The sequence below is a fragment of the Bdellovibrio sp. HCB2-146 genome (assembly GCF_047345725.1).
Taxonomy (GTDB): domain Bacteria; phylum Bdellovibrionota; class Bdellovibrionia; order Bdellovibrionales; family Bdellovibrionaceae; genus Bdellovibrio.
In genome coordinates this window covers 170,171-195,990 of record NZ_JBLEQP010000001.1, presented here as the reverse complement: position 1 = coordinate 195,990, position 25,820 = coordinate 170,171, and the positions used below count along the sequence as shown (strand labels likewise).

The 25,820-nt window shown below is 45.0% G+C and carries 26 protein-coding genes; 8 read left to right on the top strand and 18 right to left on the bottom strand.

Translation table 11 applies throughout. The features are described from left to right. Position 1 precedes the first annotated feature (1 nt). From ACLWOR_RS00930 to ACLWOR_RS00905, 6 genes are all read right to left on the bottom strand, one after another. Complete coding sequence (locus ACLWOR_RS00930; RefSeq protein ID WP_413938782.1) at positions 2–166, bottom strand: CcoQ/FixQ family Cbb3-type cytochrome c oxidase assembly chaperone; 165 nt, start codon at positions 164–166, stop codon at positions 2–4. Beyond that, positions 163–2,283 carry a cytochrome-c oxidase, cbb3-type subunit I gene (ccoN, locus tag ACLWOR_RS00925; RefSeq protein WP_413938781.1) on the bottom strand — a complete coding sequence of 707 codons (2,121 nt, stop codon included), beginning with the start codon at positions 2,281–2,283 and terminating at the stop codon, positions 163–165. Before ccoN ends, ACLWOR_RS00930 begins: the two co-directional genes overlap by 4 nt. Continuing rightward, positions 2,280–2,438: a cbb3-type cytochrome oxidase assembly protein CcoS gene (gene ccoS, locus ACLWOR_RS00920; protein ID WP_413938780.1), complete on the bottom strand. Its 159-nt coding sequence runs from the start codon at positions 2,436–2,438 to the stop codon at positions 2,280–2,282. Before ccoS ends, ccoN begins: the two co-directional genes overlap by 4 nt. Continuing rightward, a complete protein-coding gene (locus tag ACLWOR_RS00915) occupies positions 2,435–4,696 on the bottom strand; it encodes a heavy metal translocating P-type ATPase (RefSeq protein WP_413938779.1) in 2,262 nt (753 codons plus the stop codon). The genes ccoS and ACLWOR_RS00915 overlap by 4 nt, the downstream gene beginning before the upstream one ends. Positions 4,697–4,779: 83 nt before the next feature. Further along, entirely contained in the window at positions 4,780–5,475 is a 696-nt protein-coding gene (locus ACLWOR_RS00910) for a Crp/Fnr family transcriptional regulator (RefSeq protein ID WP_413938778.1), read from the bottom strand. A gap of 31 nt (positions 5,476–5,506) precedes the next feature. Further along, the gene (locus ACLWOR_RS00905) at positions 5,507–6,493 is read right to left on the bottom strand and encodes a hypothetical protein (RefSeq protein WP_413938777.1); all 987 of its coding nucleotides are present in this window, start codon (positions 6,491–6,493) and stop codon (positions 5,507–5,509) included. Positions 6,494–6,630: 137 nt separating this feature from the next. Here ACLWOR_RS00905 and ACLWOR_RS00900 point away from each other — a divergent pair, with 137 nt between their 5' ends. The 4 genes from ACLWOR_RS00900 to ACLWOR_RS00885 all read left to right on the top strand — a co-directional run bounded on the left by ACLWOR_RS00900 (position 6,631) and on the right by ACLWOR_RS00885 (position 13,081). Then, positions 6,631–7,446, top strand: coding sequence for an HNH endonuclease family protein (locus ACLWOR_RS00900; RefSeq protein WP_413938776.1), 816 nt, complete (start codon positions 6,631–6,633; stop codon positions 7,444–7,446). A gap of 9 nt (positions 7,447–7,455) precedes the next feature. Next, complete coding sequence (locus tag ACLWOR_RS00895; protein WP_413938775.1) at positions 7,456–8,745, top strand: putative Na+/H+ antiporter; 1,290 nt, start codon at positions 7,456–7,458, stop codon at positions 8,743–8,745. Between the two features lie 219 nt (positions 8,746–8,964). Next, a complete protein-coding gene (locus tag ACLWOR_RS00890) occupies positions 8,965–12,654 on the top strand; it encodes an ABC transporter transmembrane domain-containing protein (protein WP_413938774.1) in 3,690 nt (1,229 codons plus the stop codon). Positions 12,655–12,808: 154 nt separating this feature from the next. Continuing rightward, positions 12,809–13,081 (top strand): hypothetical protein, encoded by a 273-nt coding sequence (locus tag ACLWOR_RS00885; RefSeq protein ID WP_413938773.1) that lies wholly within the window; start codon positions 12,809–12,811, stop codon positions 13,079–13,081. A 53-nt stretch (positions 13,082–13,134) separates the two neighbouring features. On the opposite strand, the gene ACLWOR_RS00880 is transcribed toward ACLWOR_RS00885, so the two are convergent. From ACLWOR_RS00880 to ACLWOR_RS00855, 6 genes are all read right to left on the bottom strand, one after another. Continuing rightward, positions 13,135–13,866, bottom strand: a complete 732-nt coding sequence (locus ACLWOR_RS00880) for a rhomboid family intramembrane serine protease (protein WP_413938772.1) — start codon at positions 13,864–13,866, stop codon at positions 13,135–13,137. A gap of 139 nt (positions 13,867–14,005) precedes the next feature. Further along, positions 14,006–14,248, bottom strand: coding sequence for a hypothetical protein (locus ACLWOR_RS00875; protein ID WP_413938771.1), 243 nt, complete (start codon positions 14,246–14,248; stop codon positions 14,006–14,008). An 85-nt stretch (positions 14,249–14,333) separates the two neighbouring features. Then, positions 14,334–15,791, bottom strand: a complete 1,458-nt coding sequence (locus ACLWOR_RS00870; RefSeq protein ID WP_413938770.1) for an ATP-binding protein — start codon at positions 15,789–15,791, stop codon at positions 14,334–14,336. After that, the gene (locus tag ACLWOR_RS00865; RefSeq protein ID WP_413938769.1) at positions 15,769–16,452 is read right to left on the bottom strand and encodes a response regulator transcription factor; all 684 of its coding nucleotides are present in this window, start codon (positions 16,450–16,452) and stop codon (positions 15,769–15,771) included. The genes ACLWOR_RS00870 and ACLWOR_RS00865 overlap by 23 nt, the downstream gene beginning before the upstream one ends. Then, complete coding sequence (locus ACLWOR_RS00860; protein ID WP_413938768.1) at positions 16,433–18,541, bottom strand: LTA synthase family protein; 2,109 nt, start codon at positions 18,539–18,541, stop codon at positions 16,433–16,435. Before ACLWOR_RS00860 ends, ACLWOR_RS00865 begins: the two co-directional genes overlap by 20 nt. A gap of 47 nt (positions 18,542–18,588) precedes the next feature. Continuing rightward, positions 18,589–18,993, bottom strand: coding sequence for a hypothetical protein (locus ACLWOR_RS00855; protein WP_413938767.1), 405 nt, complete (start codon positions 18,991–18,993; stop codon positions 18,589–18,591). Between the two features lie 87 nt (positions 18,994–19,080). On the opposite strand from ACLWOR_RS00855, the gene ACLWOR_RS00850 reads away from it, so the two are divergent. From ACLWOR_RS00850 to pdxH, 3 genes are all read left to right on the top strand, one after another. Beyond that, positions 19,081–19,320 (top strand): twin-arginine translocase TatA/TatE family subunit, encoded by a 240-nt coding sequence (locus ACLWOR_RS00850; RefSeq protein WP_413938766.1) that lies wholly within the window; start codon positions 19,081–19,083, stop codon positions 19,318–19,320. A 184-nt stretch (positions 19,321–19,504) separates the two neighbouring features. Then, a complete protein-coding gene (locus ACLWOR_RS00845) occupies positions 19,505–20,191 on the top strand; it encodes an FKBP-type peptidyl-prolyl cis-trans isomerase (RefSeq protein ID WP_413938765.1) in 687 nt (228 codons plus the stop codon). After that, the gene (pdxH, locus tag ACLWOR_RS00840; RefSeq protein ID WP_413938764.1) at positions 20,191–20,778 is read left to right on the top strand and encodes a pyridoxamine 5'-phosphate oxidase; all 588 of its coding nucleotides are present in this window, start codon (positions 20,191–20,193) and stop codon (positions 20,776–20,778) included. The genes ACLWOR_RS00845 and pdxH overlap by 1 nt, the downstream gene beginning before the upstream one ends. Here the strand turns inward: pdxH and ACLWOR_RS00835 are convergent. From ACLWOR_RS00835 to ACLWOR_RS00810, 6 genes are all read right to left on the bottom strand, one after another. Beyond that, complete coding sequence (locus ACLWOR_RS00835; RefSeq protein WP_413938763.1) at positions 20,762–21,301, bottom strand: hypothetical protein; 540 nt, start codon at positions 21,299–21,301, stop codon at positions 20,762–20,764. The genes pdxH and ACLWOR_RS00835 overlap by 17 nt on opposite strands. 79 nt (positions 21,302–21,380) lie before the next feature. Then, the gene (locus tag ACLWOR_RS00830; RefSeq protein ID WP_413938762.1) at positions 21,381–21,638 is read right to left on the bottom strand and encodes a DUF883 family protein; all 258 of its coding nucleotides are present in this window, start codon (positions 21,636–21,638) and stop codon (positions 21,381–21,383) included. A 124-nt stretch (positions 21,639–21,762) separates the two neighbouring features. Next, positions 21,763–22,356, bottom strand: coding sequence for a GNAT family N-acetyltransferase (locus tag ACLWOR_RS00825; protein WP_413938761.1), 594 nt, complete (start codon positions 22,354–22,356; stop codon positions 21,763–21,765). Further along, positions 22,328–22,639 carry a hypothetical protein gene (locus ACLWOR_RS00820; RefSeq protein ID WP_413938760.1) on the bottom strand — a complete coding sequence of 104 codons (312 nt, stop codon included), beginning with the start codon at positions 22,637–22,639 and terminating at the stop codon, positions 22,328–22,330. The genes ACLWOR_RS00825 and ACLWOR_RS00820 overlap by 29 nt, the downstream gene beginning before the upstream one ends. Positions 22,640–22,732: 93 nt before the next feature. Further along, entirely contained in the window at positions 22,733–23,122 is a 390-nt protein-coding gene (apaG, locus tag ACLWOR_RS00815; RefSeq protein ID WP_413938759.1) for a Co2+/Mg2+ efflux protein ApaG, read from the bottom strand. A gap of 49 nt (positions 23,123–23,171) precedes the next feature. Further along, the gene (locus ACLWOR_RS00810; protein WP_413938758.1) at positions 23,172–24,203 is read right to left on the bottom strand and encodes an endonuclease/exonuclease/phosphatase family protein; all 1,032 of its coding nucleotides are present in this window, start codon (positions 24,201–24,203) and stop codon (positions 23,172–23,174) included. Between the two features lie 54 nt (positions 24,204–24,257). On the opposite strand from ACLWOR_RS00810, the gene ACLWOR_RS00805 reads away from it, so the two are divergent. Continuing rightward, on the top strand, positions 24,258–25,799 hold the full coding sequence (locus ACLWOR_RS00805) for a leucyl aminopeptidase family protein (RefSeq protein ID WP_413938757.1): 1,542 nt from the start codon (positions 24,258–24,260) through the stop codon (positions 25,797–25,799). Positions 25,800–25,820 lie beyond the last annotated feature (21 nt).

Below are 25,820 nucleotides of genomic sequence, written 5' to 3'. Positions count from 1 at the left end.
ATTATTCACCGTCCTGCAGGGGAAGCTGTTCCATACGTTGATAGAGGTTCACGCTGGACTTACGATAAATCCAGACCATCACGCCGATAAAGAACAGAAAGAAAATCAAAAGTCCAAAAGAAGTCAGATAAGTGTCAGTAAAGAATTTTAGTCCTTCTTGTTTCATTGTGCTTTCCCTTTCTGCCCAAGTGCTTGGAGATAAGCAATTAAAGCCACAATTTGTTTTTTCTCAAGACCTTTTGGTGCGCCATTCGCCTCCAGATCCGCAGCAACAAGTTGCGCCTGTTTTTGTGCGTGGATGTCGGCGTTTGCAATCACGTCTTCGTCGTAAGGAACCCCCAGATTTTTCATCACAGAAAGTTTTTTACGAAGAACGACGTAGTCTGTATCTTTCTCTGCCAACCATGGATAGTTCGGCATGATACTTTTTGGAGTCACAGAGCGAGGATCCATCATATGGTTGTAATGCCATAGGTTTGGATACTTTTTGCCCAAGCGTGCCAAGTCCGGTCCTGTACGTTTTGAACCCCATTGGAAAGGGCGATCCCACATGGACTCTTCAACAGTCGACGCCTTTCCATATCGAAGAACTTCCGAAACGATCGGGCGAATTTGTTGCGAGTGGCAAGTGTAACAGCCTTCTTTGATATAGAGATCACGGCCCGCGAGCTCAAGCGGAGAATACGGATCTGTCACTTGGTTCGGGCTCACATATTTATGCAAAGAAAGAGTTGGGTAAATTTCAATCACGGATCCAACTGCAATCGCAAGGAAAGCCAGGACTGAGAAAGTGAAACCCATACCTTCAAGATTGCGGTGTGTTTCTTTTGAAACCTCATCGTAACCAGTTCTTTCGACATTCACCGATTGAGCAACTGCTTTTGGAGCTTTTTGAATTGTTTTATAGATATTGTACAACATGATCAAGAAGCCCACGATAAAGAGGAAGCCCCCAATCGCGCGAACCCAATAAAGCGGCACAATTCGGACAACAGTTTCGATAAAGTCTGGATAAAGAAGCTGACCTTCTTTATCAACAGCTCTCCACATCATACCTTGAGTGATACCAGCAACCACCATGGAGATGTAGTAAAGAAGAACACCTGTCAAACCAATCCAGAAATGTTGGTCGATGAGCTTTTTAGAGTAAAGCTCTGTCTTCCACAAGCGTGGGACGAGATAGTAAATCATACCGAAAGTCAGAAAACCATTCCAACCCAGAGCTCCGGAGTGAACGTGTCCCACGATCCAGTCTGTGTAGTGACCAAGCGCTGAAACGGATTTGATGGAAAGAAGAGGTCCTTCGAAAGTCGACATTCCGTAGAAAGTCAAAGCGGCAACGAAGAACTTAATAAGCGGCTCCGTGCGAAGAAGATGCCAAGAACCTTTTAAAGTCAAAAGACCATTGATCATTCCACCCCAAGATGGCGCCCACAACATGATTGAGAAAACCATGCCGAGAGTTTGTGCCCATTCAGGCAAAGACGTGTAGAGCAGGTGATGCGGACCGGCCCAGATATAGATGAACACCAAGGCCCAGAAGTGGATGATCGACAGGCGGTAAGAGTAAACCGGACGATTCGCCGCTTTCGGGATGTAGTAGTACATCAAACCTAAAAACGGAGTTGTTAGGAAGAATGCCACTGCATTGTGACCATACCACCATTGCACCATTGCATCTTGAATACCTGAGTAAACGGGATAGGAATGCAAGAAGCTCACTGGAATCTCAATAGAGTTCACAATGTGCAAAACGGCGACTGTGATGATTGTTGCAATATAGAACCAAAGTGCCACGTACAAATGTTTCTCGCGGCGTTTTTTGATTGTTCCAAAAAAGTTAACGGCAAACACAACCCAGATCAAAGTGATCGCAATGTCGATAGGCCATTCAAGCTCGGCGTATTCTTTCGACTGAGTGTAACCCAGCGGTAAAGTGATCGCGGCGGCAAGAATGATCAACTGCCATCCCCAGAAATGAATTTTTGAAAGCGTATCAGAGAACATGCGAGCTTTTAGGAGTCTTTGCGAAGAATGGTAAATGCCTGCAAAGATCGCATTTCCGGCAAATGCAAAGATCGCCGCATTTGTATGAAGCGGGCGCAGACGACCAAACGTGATCCATTCAAGGTTCGCATTCAGCGGCCAATAAGCCAACTGCAAAGCAGCGATAAGACCAAATAGGAAAGCGGCTGCCGCCCATCCCATTGTGGCGAGGGTGAATTTTTTGACTATGTCATCATCGTAGAATATCTGTTCGACTTGATTTCCTGTTGTATTCACGACTTTATCCTTTCGTTTTTTTCATCATGCAAAATTCGGTGTGCAGGAGTTTCGAGGTCATCAAATTGACCTTTCGACGTGGCCCAGAGGAAAGCTCCTACAAATCCTATTCCTAATAAGAGGGCCATCGGTATCATCAGTGAGAGAATGTTCATCGAAACCCCCAGATTGAAGAGAGAATGACTAATAAAGAACTGAGCGGCATCAGAACAGCAGCCATCAAGGGATTGATAAATCCAGCGAGGGCTAAAATTCCGCCGATCAAATTATAAATCAAAGACAATGTGAGATTGCGGTGCAGAGTTTTTTGAGTCACATCTGCAAGAGATAAGAAATCCAAGAAAGGTTTTAAACCACCGCGAGTCAGATATACATCCGCATGACGAAGGCTCAGATCGACGCTGCCTTTTACCGCAATACCGACGTCCGCTGTTTGCAGACTTAAAGAATCATTTGCGCCATCACCAATCATACAAGCCGGAGCAAAAGTTTGTACGAAGCTCTGTTTGTCCTCAGGGAATAAGCCACCGTAGGCGCGAGCCGGTGCGATGCCGACTTTGTTAGCAACTTCGAGCACGCGGCTTTTTTTGTCGCCAGAGAGAATGTAAGACGTCACATTTCTGGCAGCGAGATTTTGTACCGCAGCTGCGGAGTCATTGCGAAGAGCGTCTGTAAAGTAGATGCGTGCTAGTAATTTTCCGTTACAGCTGACTTCAACCGCGATATCGCTGTCGTGCATGCTTTCGCCAACGGATTTGATTTCGTAAAGGTCATGGCCGATAGTTCCGCGCAGGCCTGAACCTAACACTTCTTGGAAGTTTTCAACTTTTTGCAGTTTTTGTTCTGTTGCCCAAGCTTTACGAAGAGCAAAGGCAATTGGATGGTAAGAACTTGCCTCAAGACTTAAAATTTTATTTTTAAGATCCGCTGGAAGTTCTGAGGGTTCAGTGTATGAAAGAGAAAGATTTCCCTCTGTGAGAGTTCCTGTTTTATCAAAGAACACGTTTTGGACTTTTAAAATACGCTCAAGACTTGAAGAGTCTTTAATAAGAATTCCCAATTTTTGCGCTTTTTTAATTGCCAATCCAAAAGTCAGCGGTGAACCGAAAGCTAATGCACAAGGACAAGCGAGAACAAGAAGTGCAAGTGAGCGATTGAAGGCTTCGGAGAAGTCGATAAAAGAGTAAGCCGTGAAAAAGATCGCCGCTGTTGCAAATACAGTCACAATCAATTTTTGCGCCAAGCGATCAGTAACGCCAATGAACTCGCTTTTTTGCAACGAGCCCTTGTCCAACTCTAAAAGGAGCTGGCCCAGTTTGCTATCGGCAAACGAACTCTGCACTCGTACTAAAACGTTATTATTCAAAACTTTTGTTCCAGCAAAAACTTGCATACCTTGAGTAAAGTTCTTTGGTAAAGATTCACCATTGAACAAAGACATGTCAATCAAAGCGTTGTTTGATAATAATTCACTGTCACATGGAATATTTTGACCTTCATTGATCGATAAAAGATCGCCGACTTGAATGGATTTGAGTGGAACATTCTCATGTTTCTCTCCTTTTATGCGCACAAAGTGAGAGGAATCTAAAAAGGCCTGCAAACGTGAAGGGGAGAGATAACTTTGTTGCACACGTTTTAAAAGGTAACGGGCGCTCAGGATCAAGAACATAAAGCTTGCAGTGCTATCAAAGTAAATCGCGCCATCTCCGCGAATCAAATTGAAAGTAGAAAAGGAAAATCCCGAAAGCATCGCGATAGTGATAGGCAAATCGACATTCACGACACGGTATTTAAGCGCGTTTAAAGCACCACGATAAAATGGTTGTGCCGAATAAAATAAAATTGGCAGGAATAAAATAAAACTCATCCAATTAAAGATCTGCGCTAAACCACCTGCCAAACCAGCATAAACCGGCACTACGAATAGCATGGTATTCCCGGCACAGAATCCTGCGATTGCAATTTTGCGCATAAAAGAACGATTTTCTTGCAGGTATTTTTCCGCAGGATTTTCTTGGGCGCTAAGGGGAACAGGGCGATAACCAAGTTCTTGAATCACAAACGCAGTTTGCGCAAGCGACGCGCCCGGCTTCAATGCAACAGCAACAGTCGAAGCGGCGAAACTCACTCGCGCCGATTCAATGCCTTCGTAAAACTGTGGAAGTTTTTCTAAAAGATGAACGCAAGACGAGCAGTGTAATCCCTCTGCAAAAAACAGATATTGATTGTCATTCTGTAAATACAACTTTTTAAATTCGGGTTGATCTAAATAGAGATAAGGATGGTTGTTCTCCGGCAGAGGAATCGGACCGATCTCGCTATCAAGAATGCGACAAGCCTCACAGCAGTACGGCCCCAAGCTTGTGAGGGACTGGCAGTAGAGACAAGGTTTGATGATTGCGGCTTCCATTTGGATCACTCCATCTGCACCCAGTATGCAGATGAAGCTACTGGAAAAACATGATGCCCATCATGTCGCGAAAATTAATTTATTTAGATTTGAGCTCGTTCTTGGAGTTTTTCTTTTAATAGGATGCGGATGCTACGACCATCGCTCTGGTCGATCAGGCCATCTTTCTCAAATTGAGCCAAGGTGCGGATCACAGTCTCTGGCGTCGTACCAGCCCATTGCGCGATTTCGCGTCGAGTCCAGTTCTGATGCTTAAAGTGCTCTTGTAAAAATAGCAAAGCTTCGGCGATACGCTCAGAAGCTCCTTTGTCCATTTGCCCCAGCCACTTTTCTTCCGCCATTCTTAAGTCTTTAGAAATATGAGACAGAAGTTTCATCGCAAGATCGGGATGGCATTTGAAAATTTCCATCACGCTTGCTTTTGGTAGAAAGCAAAGTTCACAATCATCAACGGCGACAGCCGAAGCATGATAGGGCTCATTTGCAAAAAGAGAACGATAACCTAAAGTCCCACCGGCACCTACAAGACGAAGCGTGTGAGCGGATCCTGTTGGGGAGGTGACTTCCAATTTCACAAGACCTTTTTGAATCGTGAAAATTCCCAGAGAGTCATTGCCTGCGTAAAAAATTGTTTGTCCTGGTTTAAAGCGACACACGACACGAGCTTTTTCTACCAACTCTTGAACATCAGGAGTGGCACAAAGAAGGCTCTCACCACGAATGGTGCAGCTCGCGCAATGGGAGTGGGGATTTGTGTTCGGTGCTTTTACATCAGACATAAATTCATAATAACAGAGAACTGTCCCCGAGTCATGAAGTGGTCATCTCCTGATGCAAGATATAACTATCGTCTGGATGCTGAAAGTGAACTGTGTTGAGACGGTGTGCCGCGTGAACGGCAGAATCTGAGAAATTCCAAGGGGAAAGAGCTTGGTTGAAGAGCGCACGAAAATGAGCTTCCAGCTGTTCTGGGAGAGCTGAAGCAAGGCCGATGTTTGCCGACCTCTTGATATGACCTAAGAGCAGCGCTTTTAGCGTTTTCATCAGGTGCAAAGGCACCGAATTCATATCCGACATTAAATAATGAAACTCTCCCAAAAGCACCGCATCCTTTTGTAGCAGCTCCTGCATAAAGGGGCTTTCCCACAGGACCAAGAGCTTCTGAGAGAATTGAATTTGCGCCTGGGCCTTGGCGGGATCTAAAAAAAAGTGGTCGGCATGAATTAAATCATGCACCAAAAATCCAAATGCATCACGTCCATCGGAAACGAGCTCGGCCATCTCTTCAGTTTTGATAAACATCGTTACGCAGCGCTGACCTTGAGTTTGCAAAACCAGCACTTCTTCGGGGCTGGGAATTGTCGTCCATAGTTTGAGCGGGTATTGACCGGTATTCCAAGCTGCAAGGCTACGTAAAACGGAAATAGGAATGGAACGAAAGCTGTGAGCGCAGACAAAAGGTAAAAACGCGGTTTCAGATTCAAAGCGTCCTAAGGATTTGCTGTTTCGTAAATCCGATGGAAGCAACGGTTTCAAAATGTCGACAAAGATGCGACAGCTAAAATCGCTAGATGTTTCAAGCAGCGCGAATTCATTATGAGGACCGCCCAAAAAATCTTGGGGCCTACGAAGAAATGAAAACACCGTGAAGTACACGGCGGAAATTTCGGCATCACTCAACCGACCTTGTTGCCAGAGTACAAAGAACGGGGAAAGGCACTGATGAGCCGATGAGCTTTTCTGTTGGAGAAAATCATCATCAAGCAAGCGATGTCGGAAGCGGCCAGAGCGTAACATAAGGATTTAAATATGCCGAACTTTGACAAAAGTCTAACAAATATCTCGTTGCCAAAGCGGTTCGGCCCCGACTTTAATTAAGTCAGGCCCGATTCAAAGACAGGATGTCTAGAAACCTAAACGGACTTGGAGAGTAGATGAAAAAGCTTCTTCTCGTATTGGCCTCGATCTCGTCGTTCACCGTAACGGCGCACGCAGACTACTTCACGGTCAGTGAAGAGATCTCAAATAGAAAGCCCACCTCCGCCTTTGCTGAACCTCAGGAAATTATTGAAGAGAGTTGGCAAGTTCTAGAAAAAGAATTCAGCGAATTACGTGCCATAGATTTTTCTTTATTAAAATTCATTCAACACTCCGGAAATTACGGGGAAACTTCCGAACGCTACAATCGCGCTAAACATTTCGGAACTTGGATTCGCGGTCACGAAGGCACTTGCCTAAATACACGGGGCTTGGTTTTAGAAAGAGATTCCGACGGACCTGTCAGTTACACATCAAACGGATGTTCAGTGGCGACAGGAAATTGGCATGACCCTTACGCAGGCGACACATTCAAACAAGCTTCTGATATTCAGATCGATCATTTTGTTCCGCTCAAAAATGCTTTTATCAGCGGCGCCGCTGAGTGGAATGCAAAAAAACGCTGCCTCTATGCAAACTACTTAGGAAATAATTTTCATCTTTTGGCGGTTCTCGGAACAGAAAATAATCGCAAGAGTGATAAAACTCCGGAAGGCTATATGCCGCCGAATCCTCAGTATCGCTGTCAATACTTGGTCCAGTGGTTGAAAATAAAAATGATTTGGCACTTAAATCTTTCGGTCTCGGAAAAAGAAAGCATCGTCAAACTTGTGAAAGAGAATAATTGCAATTTGCGCCAATTTTCTTACCCTTCGGCTGAATTGGAGCAACAGAGAGATTTTATTGCTGACAATCAGAATCTCTGCCAATAACTTTGGTACATGACCTATACAAGAATTGAGTTACTCGGCACGATCTTTTTTGCTTTAGCTGTTATACACACTTTTTTGGTGGGAAAAATCTTAGCGTGGTCCCACCATTATCCAAAAAATTCATTTCGCAGTAATATCCTCCATCTTTTAGGTGAAATCGAAGCTGTCTTTGCAATTTGGGCCGCTCTTTTTATGTCGGTTTATATCGCTCTTGAAGGTTGGAGTTCGGCAATTGAGTATCAGAACTCTTTAAACTTCCTGGAGCCGTTCTTTATTTTTGCTATTATGGTGGTGTGCTCGACGCGTCCGATTCTGACATTCGCGCGCCAGGGAATTCTGGCAGTCAGCACGGGGATTCAAAAAATCTTGAGGACGCCAGCTGTTCTGACCGATCTCTTTGTTGTATTAACGTTAGGACCTCTCTCTGGAAGCTTCATCACAGAGCCTGCGGCAATGACGGTGACCGCCTTCATGTTGAATTCAATGCTGCAAAAGCAATCGAACAAGTTGATCTATGGATTGATTGCCGTTTTGTTCGTGAACGTTTCTATCGGGGGAGCGCTCACGCCATTCGCGGCACCGCCGATTTTGATGGTGGCTGCAAAATGGAACTGGGACTTTGCATTTGTTCTTTCGCATTTTGGTTGGAAGAGTGCTATTGCTGTTGTTGTCAATGCAATAGGTTTGGTTTTAATTTTCCGCCGTGAGTTCCAAGAAAGCTGCGTAGATTTAAAAGAAGTGGCGCAGCGTTTGGCTTCTTCACAAGCTGAAATTCCGTGGAAAGTTATCTTTGTTCATTTGCTTTTCCTTTTTGGAATTGTTGCGACGGCTCACCATCAAAATGCCTTCTTGGGTATCTTCTTACTTTTCTTGGGTGTCGCATCCGTCACGCATCGCTATCATGATTCGCTTCGTTTGAAAGAGTCGTTGCTAGTCTCGATGTTTCTAGGTGGTATCATTCAGTTCGGCGCTTTCCAAAAATGGTGGCTCGCACCTCTTTTGGGAAAAATGGAAGATATTGTTCTTTTTAAAGGTGCCGTGTTGCTCACAGCAATCACAGATAATGCTGCACTGACGTATCTGGGGTCACAAGTCGAAGGTTTGTCCGAGGCAAGTCAATATGCTTTGGTGGCCGGTGCAATTGCCGGTGGTGGTCTGACGATTATCGCCAATGCACCAAATGCGGCTGGTTATTCGATCTTAAGTCACAAGTTTCCGGGCGGACTTAAACCTTTGAACTTGTTAATTGCAGCAGTGGTTCCAACTGCGGTTGCGATATTTTGCTTATGGGTTCTATAAAAATCTTTTTAAAGAAAGATCTTTACAAACTAGAACCCTATTCGTTATTTTATTTCTAACCCAATAGGAGAGGAGGAAACATGATGATGCAAATAAAGCTACATAAGCTTGCGGTCGCCACTTTGTTCCTTCTCGGATCATTCTAAGTACGCAGACTGCGGTCTTATCCGAAATTTCCTGTTTTTATTTTAAAATTTAATATTCAGTTTGGAAAAACATATGAAGTTTTTGCGTCGTTTGTTGTTCTCCGATGTTGGGTCGCTCATAAAAATCGCTCGCACTCGGATCATAGAAGAGTCAGATATATTGCCAGTTCCGGTGGATCTGGATCCGCGTCGTATTCCTGTTGACGAATCTCGAGTCAATTGGAGTTCTGCCACGTCAGTGATGAAGTCTTTTGTTAAGACTCTTCGCCCTTATTTAGTGCCAGCCTATGTATGGTATTTTGCGAGTTCGCTATTCTCGTTGGCGTCACCGATTTTGGTAAATAAGTTTATCACGTTGATTTCAGACGGGGTCACCGAAGCAAATCTAGCGATCACAGTCACTTACGGTGTGCTGTTAGGTTTCTGCGGATTTATGACGGGGCTCAGTCTACAGCATTATTTCTACGGAACTTTGCGCTCTTATCAGATCATCACAAACATCATTAATAAGAAAATTTTTTCGCACAGTTTGCGTTTAAGTTTGCAAGCTCGTCAGAAAAATCAAATTGGCGATGTGGTCAATCATATGAGCAGTGACTCGGATTCTATTGCCGACATGCCATTGGTTTATGCCGATATGGTGAACTGTGTGTTTATGATTGTGGCGGTTGTTGGAATGCTCTTCTATTATATGGGTGTTTCCACGTTTGCCGCATTGGCGGTGTTGTTAAGTTTGGCTCCGCTAACCAAGTATATTGCAAAGAAATTTACTCACCTGGATGAAGAGATGATGCTTCACCGCGATCGACGTGTCACTTTGATGACGCAAGCTCTGAATGCCATTCGTGTGGTGAAGTTCTTTGCGTGGGAAAAAAGTGTCATTAAAGAAGTGACTGATGTCCGTGAAAAAGAATTGCAAAGCCGTCGTCGTTTGGCGCGCGCTGAAGTGATTTCTGGTGTCGCTTATTTGGCGGTCTCAACGATTGTGTTGTTCGTGGCTCTGGCGGTGCATGCATGGCGTGGCGAAGAGCTGACGGCGGCATTGATCTTTACGTGTATTTCTCTATTTGGCTTATTAGAAGGTCCATTTGGTGACTTGTCGCGATTGATTTCTCGTTATGCCACGGCTCGGGTCAGTGCAACTCGTATTGTTAATTACTTGAAGCAAGAAGAAATTCCTACTCAGAGCGAAGGGATTTTTTCAGGACCGATACGGGTGCGCTTGCAAAACGTCGAGGCTCAATATGAAGGACAGGAACACCTTGCTCTTCACAATATCAACGTCGATTTGCCAGCTGGAAAATCCTTGGCGGTTGTCGGGCCCGTGGGCTCTGGAAAAAGTACGATTTTGCAAGTCCTCTTAGGTGAAGTACCGCTGAGAAATGGTCAAATGCAATTTATTTCGGAGAAGGGTGAAACTGGTCAACCGCATCGCGCGTATGTTCCGCAGGAAGCATACATCATCAATTCAAGTTTGCTTGAGAATATGACTTTCGGAGTAAATGCGAATGAAGGGGAAATTCAAAAAGCGATTTATGCGAGTTGCTTAGAAAAGGACATCCGCGAACTGAAAGGCGGCCTTAGAACAGAAATCGGTGAAAAAGGTGTGAATCTGTCTGGAGGGCAAAAGCAGCGTGTGTCTTTAGCGCGTGCATATTTGGCAAATCCCGAACTGGTTTTGCTCGATGATCCACTTTCAGCGGTCGATATTGAAACTGAAGCTCTTTTGGCAGAGCGTTTGATTTTTGGCGCGTGGAAAAATAAAACACGTGTCGTCGTCACACATCGCTTGGAGTTTTTGTCGCGCTTTGATCAGATCTTGTATTTGGAAAAAGGTGAGTGCAAGGGCATTGGTTCTTTTGCGGAACTTTTGAAAACTTGTCCTGAGTTCGAATCTTTCTATGCGCAACATGCGGAAACACAAGGGGAGCAAAAGGAAACTGTGACAGCCGAAGCGGGGGCATCTGCGGCCGCGACGGTGGCGGCTCCGGTGCAGAGTGAAGTGCGTGTGACCGAAGATGAGGATCGTGAAGTCGGAGCAGTTAAAGGTTCTGTCTACTGGGATTATATTTCGTCATTGGGTGGTGACAACGCTAAGACACGTCCTTGGATCTTAGTTTCCCTCTTAGTTGCAGCTTTGGGGGTGACAACATTGCCGCTTGCCCAAAAGGCTTGGCTTTCTTATTACTCCAGTCATTCAGCGGAATGGATCGCTTTGATGGCTGTGGGAATTTACGGTCTTTTGGGACTCGCGGTTCTTTTAGGAAGCTTGCTCAATCATATGTTCTGGTTGGCCCGCGGAATTAAGGCTGGCAAGAACATGCACGATAAAATGCTTCACAGCGTTTTGCGGTCGCCAGTGAGATTCTTCGATTCCACTCCTGTGGGTCGTATCTTGCAAAGATTCTCGCGCGACGTGGAAAGTGTGGACGTATATTTACAGTGGAGTTTTGATTCTGCGATTCATTGCTTCTTGCAGGTTTTTGTGTCGCTGGTTTTGATCGTCGGCGTGATGCCGTGGATGATTCTGGTGGTGGCGCCAGTGATGTTTGTCTATTACGTTTTACAGCGGGACTATCGTCGTCCCGCGCGTGAAGTAAAGCGTTTTGACAGCGTGGCACGTTCACCGCGCTATGCGCATTTTAAAGAAAGTTTGCAAGGCTTGAGCGTCATTCGTGGTTTCCAAAAGAGTGATTGGTTCATGGAGAACTTTTACGACAAACTTGCGCACAGTCAGAGAATGTTTGCTTCGCACATCTTGTTGAATCGCTGGTTCTCGGTTCGTATTCCCATTTTGGGGGGATTGATTTCGGCGGCGACAGCATTGGGTGTGACGGCTGCTTCGTATGCGGGTGTGATGACTCCAGGAACGGCGGGATTGGTGATTTTATATTCCTTGTCGTTCTGGGGATTTTTAAATTGGGGCGTGCGTGTATTCGCGGATATTGAATCACGTATGACTTCGATTGAGCGCCTGAAGTTTTTTGCGAATTTGCCTGGCGAGATTGATATCAAAACCCCGGCGACGGAAGATTTGCGACCTACTTGGCCTGAGTTTGGTGAAATTACCGTTCATGACTTTAAAGTTCGTTATGCCGAACATTTGCCGTTGGTTTTAAAAGGTCTGAATTTTAAAATCGCAGCAGGCAGTCGGGTGGGACTGATTGGTCGCACGGGTTCTGGGAAAAGCACCTTCTTCCAGAGTTTGTTCCGGTTCATCGAAGCCGAGGGTGGTCGCATTGAAATTGATGGAGTGAATATTGCTTCTGTTCCTTTAGAGAGATTGCGCCGAAATCTTGCAATCATACCTCAGGATCCGACTTTATTCATGGGTACGATTCGCAACAATCTGGATCGCTATAACGAGTACCGTGAAGAGGAAATTATCGCGGCTCTAAAACAAGTCTTCTTGTGGGATTATGTAAACTCATTGCCACTGAAGCTTGAAGCGCCCATTGCGGAAGGCGGGCAGAACTTAAGCCAAGGTCAAAGACAGCTGCTATGTTTGGCGCGTGCGCTGTTAACGAAAGCACGTGTCATTGTGATGGATGAAGCGACCGCAAGTGTGGATGTAAAAACCGATGCTTTAGTTCAAAAGGTGATTCGCGAATCCTTGGTTGGTGTGACATTATTGATTATCGCTCATCGCTTGGGAACAGTTGCTGATTGTGATCAAATTGTGGAACTGTCGTTTGGCGAAGTGAAATCGATTCGCACACCTTCTGAGATCTCAGCTGAGGAGATTGAAGAGAGTTTAGTGTAATCGCGACGGAAGTTAAATTATGCATCAATAACACCGCTGTAATCCGTGAGTGACTTCTCACATAGTCACATAATATTGATGGCGGACTTTTACCTGAAAATTTAGGCTTCTATAAAGTTTTTGAAGAAGTTTTTTAATTTTTAAGGAGAAGATGATGAAAAAGTTTGTAGTGGTGCTTCTCGCTGTAGGACTGTGGGGTTTCAGTGCGCAGGCGACTGAGATGTTCCGTTCAACCGATGAATTGCCAGACAATGCAGGAATTGAGGCGATGTGGGATGTGCAATCTGCTGGATTGAGATGTCCAGATGGATACGTCATCGCGAAAAAATATTGCTGGAGTTATCCGAATAAGGCCTTTGTTCCTTGCGGAAACTTCTGCGCTAAACATCCAGCCCCTCCCCGTAGCAACCCTCACGATCAACCGTGATTTTTAGATGGGAAGCCCGATAAGGGCTTCCTTCTAAGGATTGATTTTAAAAACTAATTATAATCTTCAGAGGACTCGAGTCTTTTTAATTCGGCAGCTTCTCTATCAAGTACAGCTTGCTCAATATCTTCTTCATAACGAATCTCATACACCAGAGCATCGTTGAATTTTGGTCTGTTGAAGTAATAGTAAATGGCACCACACAAGAGCCCAATTAAAAACCCATACAAGTGCGCCTTGTAACTGATTGTCGGATCAAAAGCCGAAGCCGGGAAGAACACTCCCAAAGCAACACCCATACTGCGCAAAGCTCGCTGTGTGATCGTGCGGCGCTTGTCGATAAGAAAATACAAAACCAACCATGCTCCAGCCATCCAATAAACAACACCGGAAACACCGACAAGTTTCACTTCAGGCGGCATTCCTAAGATCACGAGATAATTGATCACGCCACCCATGAGCAGTGCACTTGTCGGGAAAAACCAAAAACTAAAATACCCCGACAGAAAATAGCCCATGATAAAAAATGTGATAGAGTTTGAAAGTAAGTGACCCACATCGGCGTGAGCCAAAAGAGCGGTCCACAATCTCCAGTACTCATGCTTCACTAACACCGCTTCTTGCCAGACAGGCATCCATGAGGCCGCATTGAAAATATCTTTCCAGTACATCACGCTTGCCACGAGTAAAAAGAAAATACTCCAAGCAGTCACAAGGCTTGCGTGCCAGCGAGGTTTTCGAGAGAGCCAAGTTTCTTTGACTCGAATATCGGGAGTGAGTTTCATCGGAAACCTCCGATGTTAAAGATGAGTTGCGTCAGACGATTGTCAAGGCAGGGAGTTAAACGCGCGATATCTCAAAATAAAAAAGGGAACCCGAAGGTTCCCTTTGTTCTAAAATCTTGGAGTCAATGACCCCGAGAAATTAGTGACCAGCAGGAGCTGGAGCTGCAGGAGCAGCTGGAGCAGCAGGAGCTGCAGCTTTTGGAGCTTCAGCGTGAGCAGCAGCTTTAGCTTTTTTAGCGTGGCCTTTTTTCTCAACTTTTGCTTCAGCAGCAGGAGCTGTAGCAGCAGCTGGAGCTGTAGTAGCAGCAGCTGGAGCAGTCTCAGTAGCTTGAGCGATAACACCTGCGAAAACGATAGACATCAAGATAGATGCGAATTTCATAGTAATCCTCCTAGGATTCTTTGTGGTTCGTTAATCGAACACCAAAAGGCTACCAAAGGAGGTTAAAGACGTGATTAAAAGCAGATTAAATATTTTTAATTTCGAATATAAATCGCGCACCGTTTCCTGAATGACTTTCGGCGGTTAGAGTGGCGTTATGAAGCAGAGCAATCTTGCGCGCGATAGCTAACCCTAGACCAAAGCCCTTCACCTTCGTCTCCATATTGGCCCCACGAGAAAATCTCTCAAAGATATACGGTAATTGGTCCTCTGGGATACCTGGACCATTGTCCGCGACTCGCAAAATCGAACGATCTTTTTTCCAGGTCAGCAAAATATCCACAGTCTCGTTAGGAGGGGAATATTTAATCGCATTTTCAATAATGTTAAACACAAGACCTTCTAAAAGATCCTTATCGCCTTGAACCATTTTGCGGTCTTCGCCACTTTCGTTTTCGATATCAAACTTCAATTTAATATCTTTCGAGCGAGCGATTTTTTCACAGCGAGAGAACGCATCGAATACCAATTCATCAAGTGAGAGTTCTTGTAGAGTGAGTGCGCCCATCCCCGCATCCACACGCGCAAGCAACAACATTTCTTGCACGATGCCTGACAAGTTGTCGACTTCTTGCAAGGAGCTTTTAATCAAAGCATCGCGGTCTTTATCGTCGACTTTACGAAGCAGTTCCAACTCGCCTTTCATAATCGAAAGCGGGGTCAGCAGCTGATGAGAAGCATCGGCAACGAAGCGCTCCTGACTCTGAAATGCTTGTTCAATACGCCCCAGCATTTCATTTAAGGTCAATGCGAGCTGCTTAATTTCATCATTCGCAACCGGTACTGGGACCCGCTTGGAAAGCTCACTGGCTTTGATGTCTTTTGCTGCATGAATCATTTGATCCACGGGTTTTAAGGCACGCCCCGAAAGGAATAAACCACCTAACATCGCCACCAACAATACAACAGGAATACCAAACTGCAAAACTCGCAAACGCTGCTTGATTTGCGTTTCCAGTAACGTCATTGGAACCGCAATCTGTAAGAGCAATTGTGGTTTTGCAGCATTATCCAAAGGAAACGAAATCAAGCGGTAAGAATCGGCTTCGGCAGAGGGAATATTGTGAATATTTTCAATCGTGCGATAGGTCGCCTCTTCTCCCTTCCAAATTTTTTCAAAATCTTTTTTGTAAGGCGGATCAAATTCACCAAAGTTTCCCACCCGCGCGAGGACTGTTCCTGAGCTGTGACGAACTTGAATGAGGGCTGTTCCCAGAGGGAATGGAAGAATTTTACCATGATCCAAACGCAGGGGAGGAAAGCTTAAGTCCCCTTTGATACCAATCTCGATACCTTCAGATACGTCGACGCTATAGTTAAACAAAGCATCGTCAAAGTCCTGCTGAAGGTTGTCGATCATTGCGGTGAACAAGAACATATTAAAAAGAATCGTCGTCACGCCGAAAAGCAAAACGAAGATGAGGGCCAAACGCCATCGAATACTGAAGCTTGAGAAAAAGCTACGGATTCTCTTTAAGAACATATCCTGTGCCTACCACCGTATGAATGAGCTTTTTAGAAAATGGCGCGTCCACTTTTTTGCGCAACAAATTGATATACACGTCGATCACGTTGCTCTCAGAATCAAAGTGAATGTCCCAGACGTGCTCGGCAATCGATACCCGACCCAAAGGACGCTCGGGATTTCGCATAAAGTATTCCAGCAAAGCGAACTCTTTCGTCGTCAGAGAAATTTCTTGGCCTTCGCGTTTGACTTTACGGTGAATCAAATCCAATTCCAAATTTGAATATTTCAAGATATTCGAAACCGAAGAGCCGTTGGGTGATTGACGACGGAGCAACGCGCGCACGCGTGCATGAAGTTCGTCAAAAGAATAAGGTTTCGTCAAATAATCGTCAGCGCCAGCGTCAAGACCGTGGACTTTATCTTTGGTGGTTGCAAGAGCTGTTAGCATCAAAATTGGACCGGTAAAGCCATCGCGGCGGAAGTGGCGAGCAGTATCGATGCCACTTTGATCCGGCAGCATCACATCTAAAATCACAAGATCATAGTCACCTTGAGCCATATAAGACTCAGCAGCCGTGCCGCTTTCCGCGAGGTCGACTGCATAGCCGACTTCGTTAAGGCCTTTTTTCAGGAAATTTGCCATTTTTGTCTGGTCTTCAACGACGAGAATCCGCATGTGGATGATTTTCCTTTTTCTCTTTCATGAAATAATAATCAAGAACGCCCATGAGAGATTTATATTTTACTGACAATTGCTTTTTGTCTTCGGAAGCTGTGCCAGGAATCAAACGTTGGCGGTCACCTTCCCAATCCAAGTAAGAATCCTGATTCGTATTCGAGCCAGTTAAGACCGCTCCCTGTGAATCGACGATGATATTATACGCATTCAAAGCAAACGACGGCGATTTTGAAAACAAATCGCGTCCCGTGCTGTAGTACTCTTGATCCGACAAGGTCAGATTATACAGAGTCGGAGCAATATCGGCATGGGAGCCGAATGTTTCAGCCGGTAATTTCTTGCGTATTGCTGCTGGCATATAAAGGTAAAAAGGCACAGAACCTTTTTGCAAGATCTCCTGTTCCGTAAAGTTCACAATCCAAAACGTGTGATCACCTGTGACCGCAATCACAACCTGATCCTTCAGAGGTGAATTTTTAATGCGCTCTAAAAACTCCGCTAACTTGTCCGTCGAATAGCGATACGTTTTAAAACGTTTTTCTGCAAGTGACGTATCGCCGGTCAAACGATCACGCAGTTCTTGAGGTGGTTGCAAAGCCGGGGAGTCATAATCCCTCGGCAACTGATACGGCGGATGATTTGTAGTTGTCATGGCCAGCAATAATTGCGGCTCTTTGGCGTCTTTAATGGTGTCTTCGATATAACGGAAGAAATCCTGATCGTAGATGCCCCAGTCGTGCTTTTCGATCTGGCCCCCAAAGTGTGCTGCCATGTCAGCTTCACCTTCAGTCGTATCAAAACCTTGAACGCTCGCAAACTTATTCACTTCACGCCAGCCCGGATTTCCACCGTACAAGAATCTCGTTTTATAGCCCGCCTCTTTGTAAGTGCGAGCAATGCTGGAGCGGAAAGGCACTTGCAAATAATCACTTTCCGTCAAAAATTCACTGATCGGACGTTGCGGAGAGCTGATCATCAGGCAGCTTAAGCTGCCAATGGTCGCATTGGTCGATGATAAGAAATTTGTCGTGTAGGTGTCGTCCACGAATTCTTTTTTTAATTTTCCCACTAAATCAAAAGGCTCTTGATTGTATTTCAACCAGTAAGCACCAAATGATTCCATCACAATTAAAATCACATGCGGTTTGGTTTTTTCAGCCCAGGGATTTTTTGGAGTGCGCGATTTTAAAAGCTCAAGTGGATCTGCCGGCAGTTGATCGACGGGCATTTGATAGTGGTCCGCAAAGGCTTTCTTATAATCTTCGCCATAACCAAAATTTTTGAGATTGCTATCCCAATGCGAAGTTTGCTGGGCCTTTAGTTCAATCGCGCGTCCCAAAGAGCGCACGCCATTGAAACATAATTGATTTACAAAAAGACTTTTTGAAATGCCCGTATCCATTTCGCTTAACGGGAACAAAGCCAATGTTCCGCGTGCGCCGACTCCATTCATAAAGAACAAAAAGAAGAAAAAGAAAACAAAAGCAAAATAAGAAACCTTTTTGGCCTGCAAAGAAATCCATTCCTTGCCCCAAGTAAAGTTCAACTTAATACCTTTCCACAAAAGATAAGTGAAAAGTGCAAAGCCCAAGAGAATCCAATGCGCATGATAGTTTCTAAAAAATAATTTTGTCAGTGCCACCGTATCGTCTTCAAAATAACCAAAGATCAAAACGTTGATGCGATCTTGATAGAAACTGTAAAAACCAAAATCCACCATGCTAATAAACGTGACCAGCAAGAGCATCACTGTGTAGTAGGGAATTAGGAAGCGGCTAAAACGAGAAAAAACGCGATCTAAAAACGATTCAAGAGGGCGAATAAAACTGAAAAGACTGAGTAGGAAAAGAATCAGCAGAGGAATGGCGTTGATATAAAACAACACTGTGCTGTCAAAGCGGGCACCGAGAACAAATGCGTGCAAGATATCGGCACCAAGGCCAGCAAGTTCTTTTGGATCACCAAAGGTTTTATAGAAAGCCCAGCGCCACAAAAACCCCGCAAAAATAAAAACCGCATTCAAAACCAGAATGCGCTTTAGATAAAGCCAAGATTGATTGAACCACTTTGCACGCGAATTTTCCATTCAGGAAAAATCTCACTTCCTGAATGGCAACGCAAGATGAATCGAGGCTACTTTTGCTGAACGCTCGCAGCGGCTTTTTCAATATCCCAAGCTTGTTTTGAATCTGTCGGTGGGACATAGCCTTCGGATTGTTGTTTCAACTCCACAGACTTGATGCGTTTATCAGCATCGGCAGTGACGGAGACCGCAGGACCATTGGCTTTCTTGGAAGCTTCCAATGCTTTAAGCATCGTGGCATGATTTCCACCGTGAGGAAGGGTGTAGGCACCTTTGGCTTTATCGCCCTCAAAAAAGACCTCGGTTTCGTCTGAAATTTCCCGAACAACGCGGACTTTCGCTGAAAAACTCTGAGTTTTTTCATCATCGGCGGCCTGTTCATAAATATTGACGTTAGGCGACTTAGCTTGAGCCTGAGGTGGCGTTAAAAGCAGTATCAAGACGAGACTGTACATAGACTTCCCCTTTCTTTTATTTTGCATGGGCTTTTGTTGCCGCGCAATAGGGCTTATGATAGTTGTAGTCCAGAATAAGGAGAAATCATGAATCTAGGTTGGACAGAAATTCTATTGATCGGCGGCATCGCACTTCTTCTATTTGGCCCAAGCAAACTTCCCAATTTGGGACGCTCATTGGGTGAGGCTATCCGTGGATTTAAAAAAGGAATCAGCGAAGACCCTCAACAAGATGCTCGCGAAGTGAACAGCCAAATCGCTCAGAATCAGGAAAAGCCTTTGAATCAAGAGCAAGAAGAGAAGGAAAAAACGAGCAAGCCTTCTTAAGAATCACGCATTCTTATTAAAGTATTTTAATATGAAAGTCTCCGTACCCGCGGGGACTTTTTTTTATCCCACGAGTCCATCTTTTCTTAGATTGTCGACCCGCATTATCTATTTGAAAAACCAACAAAACGGCGCAAGATAATTTGGTCAACAATATATAAACAACCTTTAGAGGGAGACATCAATGAACAGAATTATTATCGGAGGCCTTGTTATCACTGCCTTCGCATTCACAGCTTGTACTAAGAAAAAGCTTGATACAGACATCAAGAAAGCAAGCTACGCTATCGGTCAACAAATCGGTGGTAACTTGAAACAACAAAACATCGACTTCGATGCTGATGCTTTGGCTCAAGCGTTGAAAGATGCTTCTCAAGGCAAAAACGAAATGTCTAAAGAAGACATGCAAGCTGCGATGATGAAACTTCAAGAAATGGCGATGAAAAAACAACAAGAAGCTGCTGACGCCAACGCGAAAAAAGGCAAAGAGTTTCTTGAGAAAAACAAATCTGAAGCAAACGTAAAAACGACAGCTTCTGGTTTGCAATACATCGTTGAAAAAGAAGGCACAGGCGCAAGCCCTTCTAAAGACGACACAGTTAAAGTTCACTACAAAGGTACTTTGACTAACGGCGAACAGTTCGACTCTTCATACGACCGTGGTCAACCAGCTGAATTCCCAGTTGGTGGCGTTATCCCAGGTTGGACAGAAGCTCTTCAATTGATGAAAGTTGGCGGCAAAGCTAAGCTTTTCATCCCGCCTGAGCTTGCTTACGGTCCTTCTGGTCGTCCAGGCATTCCACCAAATTCAGTTCTTGTATTTGAAGTGGAATTGATCGACATCGTTAAAGCTGCAAAAGCTAAAAAATAATGATCGATCTAAAACAAAGCCCTTTTGATCATTTCCACCGCTTGATGAAAGAAGCGGTGGAAAAACAAGTCCCAGAGGCAAACGCGATGTCGCTTGCAACTGTTGGAGCAGAAGGTATGCCCTCTGTGAGAATCGTCTATCTAAAAGAGATCTCGCAAGAAGGTTTTGTTTTTTTTGGAAACTATAAAAGTCACAAGGGTCTCGACATCGAAGACAACCCGAATGTTTGTTTGAATTTCCATTGGCCGGTTTTGTGGCAACAAATCCGTATCACTGGGACTGCAAAGAAAATATCTTCGGCAGAAAGCGATGCCTACTTCAAGACACGCGCGCGCCTGAGCCAAATTGGTGCTTGGGCTTCTAATCAAAGCGAAGAAATTCCAAATCACGACTATCTCACTCGTCGTGTGCAAGAATTTGAAAAACAATTCGATGGACAAGAAGTTCCACGTCCTCCTCATTGGGGAGGGTGGCGAGTGGAACCTTTTGAAATCGAATTCTGGTTCGGTCTAACCGGTCGTCTCCATGAACGCTATATCTACCAGCGTGATGGAAAAGGCTGGAAGACCTTTATGCGAAGCCCCTAGGTGGCTCATCCTCAGGCGGAGTTTTTCTTTTCTCCGTATGAGAAGCTTTGGCGTAAGCATTCGCTCGGGCTTCTCTCGCCATTGCGCGATCAGCTCTGCGCTCTTCCACGACATCCATAATGAAAGTTGAAATCGCTTGATCCAATCCCACGGTGTCTTTCTTGGCTTGGGCTCTGACTTCTTGAACTTTGTGAGCATGTTTTCGTGCTCCAGGCCAGGCAACTAAAAAGGCCCACACGTAAGCCACTGCAAAAACCATGGCGATACCCGCACCGGTCCACAGAGTGGCGGTTCCTGCGACAGTTCCTGTCGTATCATATTGGCGAGTGGCATCGAAGATAGCAACGAACGCTCCTCCGCAGAAAAAAAGAATGGAGCAAATTCCTAAAAGCATCATGGCCGCTGGTTTTCTTGCCATGAAGATCGCATCATCGATGACTTCAGAGGCGATGCCTTTGATGTCAATGGTTCTAATTTTGTATCCAAAAACGAGCGACAGAGCGCTAAGAATCCATTTCAACATAGAGGTGTCCTTTTAAAATATATATTTTGAAAGTTAAGCAGAGGTCCCCAGCAACAAGGTCCTCTGCTCAGGATGGTGGTTAGTGACGGCGGCGAAGCAAAGCGCCGGCGATAAAGCCAACTGCGCAAGCGCCAAGAACTGTACTGATTGGATGTTCTTTTACGAACTCCTCAGATGTACTTAGAGCTTCGCCTGCTTGGCGACGAACGGATTCATAACGATCGTTGAAAGCTTCTTTCAACGAACTGCGGGCCTCTTGCATTGAGCCCTTAAGATCGTGAGCAGCTTTGCGAGTAGTGGTATTAACATCATTCATGATATCTCTAGAAGCCTCCATGGCATCCTCCTTATAAGGTTGATCTTGAGTTCTATTCTGATCACCTCATGAGGCATGTTCTAGAAAACTTTGATGTTGTTGTCAGGGTTCATAAAACCCGCAGGGGAAACGGGTCTAGATTGTTTCACTTCTGCGAGAATCTATACTTAATACCAAAATCTTCGGAGGTTGCGGCGTACAACACAAGATCGACCCACTTGCCGTTTGAAAAAATCCGGCGGGCGCTGAGTCCCTCTTTGCGCATACCAATGGCTTTTGCCACGCGAATCGAACGACGATTTTTAGGAGCAATTCCAGCTTCTACACGATGAAGATTGAGATCTTTAAAGGCAATCGCCAGAGCAGCTTTGCAAGCCTCTGTTGCATATCCCTGACCCCAGTGAGTGTTGTAGATGCGATAACCTAAATAAGCATTTTGAAATATTCCGCGCGAAAGATCCATCAAGTGAGCGGAGCCCACAAGCAAACCATCGTCTTTGCGAAAAATACCAAATTCATAGAATTTATCTTGGGCACGGAGGTGGGTTTGTTTTTTTAGAAACTCTTTATATTTTTTTAAAGTGAGCTCTGATTCATCCCAATTGGTTTCATCCCATTCGTTTTGTGGTTCACGCATACTGGAGTGCGCTTGCATCCAGTTGTCATAATCATGCAACTCGAAGTAACGAATAATAAGTCGATCGGTTTTTCTATAAAGAGATAGCGCGTGCGTCTTCATCGACGACAAGTCTAAGAGGGATGCGCGTAAGTTGGCAATAGTAATAGGTCAGATTGCTCCCACTGCGAATCCATGCTTGATGCGTCTCATGCCCAATCAGTTTGAACTCTACGTTCACATCACGATTTTTCGGAATACGACAGAGGTGAGGGCTTACATACGGTGTTTTCACACCATCAATCCAGATTTCAGCACCTTCTTGTTCAGAAAGCATCATGCACAAAACTGTCTCTTCTTTTTTGCCGAAGCTAAGAAATTGCAGCAGGCTTTTAAAGGCATTCATTTGTGCGACCCTCCCTGAAAATCGGGCAAGGTTTAACATGGCCTTTTGGGATTTAGCCAGCAGGAGATCATTAAACTAGACGTTTTAGCTTAATTAATGCAGCGCAAGCGGCGCAACAAGGTAAAATTCCGGGATATCCACGGAAAAACTCTCGCCGCTTTCGGCTACGAAGAAATAACGACCCGACATGCTGCCCGTGCTCGTTGTTAGGGGACATGCGCTGTCGTATTCAAAAGTTTGGCCGGGTTGAATTTTTGGTTGCAGTCCGACCACGCCAGGTCCGCGAACTTCTTCTTTAGACCCAAGGGCGTTGGTAATAACCCAGTGACGACTCATCAACTGTGCCGGTGAGTTGCCGACATTCGTGATTGAAATTTTGTAAGCAAAGAAGTGATAGCCCTGTTCCGGTTTTGACTCCGAAGGGACGTAGACCACTTTGGATGTAATTTGGAAATTTGCTTGAGCTGTCTTTTGCATTGCCATATTGAAATCTAGGATAATGGCGACTTTGTGATCGGTCAATGGGGCGCGCTTAAAGTAATTTTATATTCTCAAGTTCGAACACTAATGGGTAGTGGTCCGAGGGCAAACGTTGCTTAGAATCCATGTTGGTTGGCACACCATGCTCCATACCAAATTCATCCTTATAGCGGTAAACGTAAGCTGAGCCGGGTTTGAGATATTGTCTTATGTTAGGTGGCAAAAATGCGAAATCAATTTGTCGTCCGTCAGTTCGAGCGCCACTGCGCACATGATAAAAAGTGGCGCGCTGCTCCTGCGGTAATCCACTGATTTCTAACACATCTAATAAGCTTGTTCCGGAATAGATCTCTAAGAATTCTTGATCGGTATTAACTTTGGTAGCGTTCCCATTGAAATCGCCCGCCACCATAATTGGGATTTGGGGATGGGCCGTTTCGATCTCGCGATAAATTTCCAGCAAAGTTTTAAGTTCAGCTTGGCGGCGTTCAAAACCGTTTGGATCGATACCTTCCGGATCCAGGCGTGACTTCAAATGCGTGAGCAGGATCACCATGAATGGTTTATCTTTATCGTGCGTGAAAAGTTTCAGTTCGGCGACGTCACGTGAGAATCGGTGACTCGTAGTAACTTTGCCACCTTTTACCGGATAGCCGTGATTGAGGCTGAGTCGTTCATGCGGATAAAGATAATTAATCAGGCGATGCTTATTTGAGGAAAGGTCGAAATAAAACGGCAAGCCTTTGCGAATCAAAAATCCCACGTCGATATTGCGATCGGAGTTTCCTTCAATCAAACAAACTGAATAAGCGTCATTCATAAAGTGACGGTTGAAGTTATTCAGAGACTCCATGCCGCCCACTTCGCAGAGCATAATGATGTCAGCGTTGATATCTTGAAGGGCACGGGCGGTGTCGCGAATCTTTTGCAGGGGTTTGTTTTCGTAAATAGACGTCGACATGCGCTGCCACTGATGATCGGTCATCTTGTGCAGATCCATCTCTTGAGCTTCATCAATCATCAAAAAGAGGTTCTCTGCATTGAGTAAGCAAAATTTAAGGTTTGTGGTCGCGGTCCACGTCATATTAAGATTTTACGGAATTTTCGTCTCATATCACAAAGGAAAAGTGAGGAAAAAGTGGCTAAAAAAAGAGCAGCGTCTGCTCGTGTATCAAATAAAGTTCAATTTCAATCATGGGTCGAGTCTTTCACCTGGGGTAAGGACCTCAAATCGAAGGAATCAACAGGATACGTTTATTTCCTCGGGGTCGATGATGCGAACAAAATGGATTCATTGCTAGAGTCCCAGGCTTTAAGCTGGCAATTGGCCTCGCTAAAAAAATCCGAAAGAGAATTCGTATATTTTATCGGGAATCAGGGGCCGGTTTGGATTCTTCGCCCTCGTCAGAAAAATTCCACTGGCCATCAAGGTCTTTTGGATGAAAGTGCTTACACGTGGGCTCGCGATCAATTCGGTTCGTTGGCGGCTCAATTCAAAGCTCATCATCTTAAAAACGTGGTGATCGAATTCCATGGCACTGAAGAAATCCAAGATTTAGGTGCGTTGGTTGGTTTGGATGTGGCGTCTTATAACTTCCGTCAATTTATGGACGGCAAACAGTTGCTCGATCTTCCAGCGGTCTCATTAAAGAAAAATTTGGGCGGACTTGATAAGTCTTTGATCGCAGAAGCGATCAGTCGTGCAAAATCTGTAAATATAGCCCGCCATTTGGTGAACCTGCCTCCGAATGCTTTGAATCCACAAACATTCGCAGAATGGGCGACAAAAACTTTGCAGTTCCCGAAAACAATGAAAGTCACTGTTTGGGATGCTAAAAAATTGCAAGCAGAGGGCATGGGTCTTCATGCGGCAGTTGGGCAGGGTGCGACTCATGGTCCATGCATGGTTCACATGAAATACCGCCCAGCTAAAAAATCAAAACTTAAACCCGTTGCGTTTGTGGGTAAAGGCATCACTTTCGATACGGGTGGCCTTGATATCAAACCTTCATCAGCGATGCGCTTGATGAAAAAAGACATGGGGGGCGCAGCTTCCGTGATTGCTTTGGCAAATTGGGCTGCAGAGAGCAACTATCCAGGTCCATTGGATTTCTATTTGGCATTGGCTGAAAATGCAGTTGATGGAAACTCATTCCGCCCAAGCGATATCATCACAGCACGCAATGGTTTAAAAGTTGAAATCGACAACACAGATGCAGAAGGCCGTTTGGTTTTGGCAGATGTTTTGGACGTCGCTGTTACACAAACAGGCGCCGATGAACCAGAAGTTGTGATCAACGTGGCAACTCTTACGGGTGCTATCAAAGTTGGTTTGGGAACTGATATCGCAGGTCTTTTCTGTAACGACGATGCGTTGGCTTCGCAATTGACTCTTGCTGGTCAAAAAACCGGTGATTTGAACTGGCGCATGCCTTTGTATGAGAAGTACTTCGGAGATTTGTCTTCGCCATTTGCTGATTTCAAAAACTCAGGAGCTTCATTCGGTGGCGCGATCACAGCGGCACTGTTCTTACAAAAATTCGTCAGAAACAAAAAATGGGCACACTTGGACGTCTATGCATGGACAGACAAAGCTCAAGGCGCATTAACAGCAAGCGGAGGCAACGGCCAACCCGTTCAGTGTCTCGTAGAATATCTCACAGAACGCGCACTCGGTTAGCGACTGATGAAAAGTGGCAGG